Here is a 3,107-nt window from a genome sequence, read left to right as displayed (position 1 = left end):
GTTCTTTTATACCAATAAAAGAACTGGGGTATGGGGCAAAGCCCCATATATTAAAAAGAAAATATAATTTTATTTTTGACAAAATATATTTGTTTCAGTATATATAAACAACTATATTTTACAAAAAATTTGTTTCTTATTTTAATTATTTGTAATGACTAGTATAAATTATAAAATATAGTAAATACTTATTAATTTGTTAAAAAATAATTATATTAAATAAAATAAGCAACAATAAAAATAAACGAGCAGCTAATAACTTTAGTTATTAGCTAATCTAAAGCGAGTTTATTGATAACAATAATAAAAATAAACGAGCAGCTAATAACTTTAGTTATTAGCTAATCTAAAGCGAGTTTATTGATAACAATAATAGGAATTTAAAATGAAAGCATTAATATCATATTATTCACATTCATCAAACACTAAAAAACTTGCTGAGTTTATAGGAAAAGTTATAAAATCAGAATTTACAAATGCTGAAATTGACTTTTTCTATACAGAACCAGAAAAAGCATATTCACCAAGTTACAACACAGTTTTAAACGAAGCTAAAAGAGATATAAACAGTAATATAAAACCAAAATTAAAAAACAATATAAAAAGCATAGATGATTATGATGTTATATTTATAGGAAGCCCAAACTGGTGGAATACAATTGCACCTCCGGTAAATACATTCTTGAATAGTTTTGATTTCTCTAATAAAATAATAATGCCTTTCTGTACTCATGGAGGAGGAGGTTCTGGAAGCATTAAAAGAGATATAGAAAAAGAATCAAAATCTAAACAAGCAGCTAAAATATTAAGTGTATACGGAAGTTCTACCTCAAGTGCTGAAAATGAAATAAAGAAATGGATTAAAGATATATTTGTAAAAATAAAATAATTTAATCATTCAAATAAAAAGGAGAAATAAAATGTCAAATTATGAATATCCAAAATCACCAGAAAAAACTATATTTATAAAAAACGGAGAAGGAAAAAAATTTAAAGGAGCAAAAGAATATTTTACAGGAGATGTTGAAGTAGAAATTCTTACAGAGCCTAATGAAGATTCTCATTTCTCTGTAGCTTATGTAACATTTGAAGCAGGTGCCAGAACTGCATGGCATACCCACCCTTGCGGACAGCATTTAGTTGTAGTTGAAGGTATAGGACTTACTCAGGAAGAAGGCGGAGAAGTTTTAGAGTTTCATGCAGGAGAGGCTCTTTATTGTCCTAAAGATAAAAAACATTGGCATGGTGCTTCGCCTGACTGCAGAATGAAGCATATAGCTATCACTGGAGATAAATACGGAAATAATGTTACTTGGTTAGAACATGTTACTGATGAAGAGTATAATGCTTATAAAAAGAATAAGTAATTAATAAAACTGTTAAAAAATTATGAGTGCCTTTTATAAATAAGACACTCATAATAAAATTTACCATACATTTATAATAAATGAAGTTTCCATACAATATTTATTTTTCAATCAGCCATTCATCACCATATTTTTTAAGCTCTAAAATTACAAACTCTCCTTCATCGTTACTTATGCATAAAGAATCGGTTTCATCTCCATAAGGTACTATATCTTTAAGCTTCATTTCATTTATAATACTAATATAATAATCAATCTCTTGTGTAGCTAAAAACCAGTCTGCTTCCATACCATCAACAGTTCCATCGCTTTGTTTATTTTCTTCCAAATTCTTTTTTATTTCTTCAAAACTATTTTCTAAATTTTTAATATAATTGTCAGAAAAATATCCGGAGTTTTTAAATTTAGCTATATAGAGATATACATTCTCCATATTAATCTCATAATATCCGCCGCCCTCAAAATCAAAATCTACAATTTTATTAAAAATATCATTTAATTCACTGTAATTTTCAGCATACCATCTGCAAGCATTATAATATGTTTTTTCTTTAGTGCTTTTATCATTAGAATCTACAGCATCCGGCATTTCAGGAGCTTTTTTATATATACCAGTAAATCCATAACTTCCGTTAGGCTCTGTTACCATAATAGTATCAGCACTTATAGGCTGAATAGATATAATATAACCTCCATCCATTCCTACAGTCTCTTCATAATCTAAAGTATGAGAACCTATAGCGCAATGAGGTTCAACATACTGATTTTCTTGTAATACCATTTTACTAACATCTGTACTTTGAATATTAGTTACTGTTTGTCCGTTTTCATCTGTAGTTATATTAATAGCATACAAATAGAAACTTTCATCATTATTTTTCTTTAATTCTATAGAAGCGTTATTATTTGAATATATACCATTAAAATTATAAGTATTAATATTACCTACTTCTTCCGGTTTATAGTCTGATTCTGATACTAATATACCTTGCTGTCTTTCATTATATTCCTGAAAAGTTACATCAGCTTTATTCTCATAAGGAAAATTATCAAAGTTAGGATTTTCTTTTACTTCTCTGTAATAGTAGTTAGAATAATAATTTTCTTTTTCCCATTTAGTAATTATAGTTTCATTAGGGTCGCTTTCATATCCTTCATAATTATCTTCATAAAGAATTCCATTTTTTACTGAAAATCCTTTATAATTTGTAGCTATATTACTTGGTCCTTTTTCGTACTTATCCTGTATATTATAAAGTTCATAATAATAAGCATTAGTTCCATCTTTTGAAGATTCAAATATATAATTTTTATCCTCTCTATAACTTCCAGAATCATATACATATTCTATATCTCCATTATCTTTGAAAGTGTATTTAGCCATACCGCTTATAATTATTTTATTTTTTACCTTATCCAAAAATGCAGTATCTTCCTCTGATAATATTTTTGCTGCTGGTATAGTTTCATTTGACTGTACAGCTTCATTTGTATTAACATTGTTATTAGAAGTAGTTTGATTATCAGTTTTATTACCGCATTGAATTATAATTAAAGACATTATTGTAATGAGTAAAAATATTTTCTTCATAGTTTTTCCTTTAATATTATTAAAATAAGTATACTATATAGATGTATTTATTTCAATATAAGTGTTATTAATTATATGCATGGGTGCCATACATATTGCATTTAAGTATTCCTTATCTTTTTGAAGTATAACATAGGTGTATCATAATT

3 protein-coding genes are annotated in these 3,107 nt (G+C 26.7%); 2 read left to right on the top strand and 1 reads right to left on the bottom strand.

The features are described 5' to 3' along the window. Positions 1-385 precede the first annotated feature (385 nt). The gene (locus tag Q0K19_RS15045; protein WP_297249398.1) at positions 386-889 is read left to right on the top strand and encodes a flavodoxin; all 504 of its coding nucleotides are present in this window, start codon (positions 386-388) and stop codon (positions 887-889) included. A 31-nt stretch (positions 890-920) separates the two neighbouring features. After that, positions 921-1,367 carry a cupin domain-containing protein gene (locus tag Q0K19_RS15040; protein ID WP_297249396.1) on the top strand — a complete coding sequence of 149 codons (447 nt, stop codon included), beginning with the start codon at positions 921-923 and terminating at the stop codon, positions 1,365-1,367. Between the two features lie 100 nt (positions 1,368-1,467). Here the strand turns inward: Q0K19_RS15040 and Q0K19_RS15035 are convergent, their stop codons facing one another. Beyond that, on the bottom strand, positions 1,468-2,958 hold the full coding sequence (locus Q0K19_RS15035) for a hypothetical protein (protein WP_297249394.1): 1,491 nt from the start codon (positions 2,956-2,958) through the stop codon (positions 1,468-1,470). Positions 2,959-3,107 lie beyond the last annotated feature (149 nt).

This window comes from uncultured Brachyspira sp. (genome assembly GCF_944393015.1).
Taxonomy (GTDB): Bacteria; Spirochaetota; Brachyspiria; order Brachyspirales; family Brachyspiraceae; genus Brachyspira.
The sequence above is the reverse complement of the archived record's forward strand: the minus strand, read 5'-3'. Positions and strand labels throughout refer to the sequence as shown.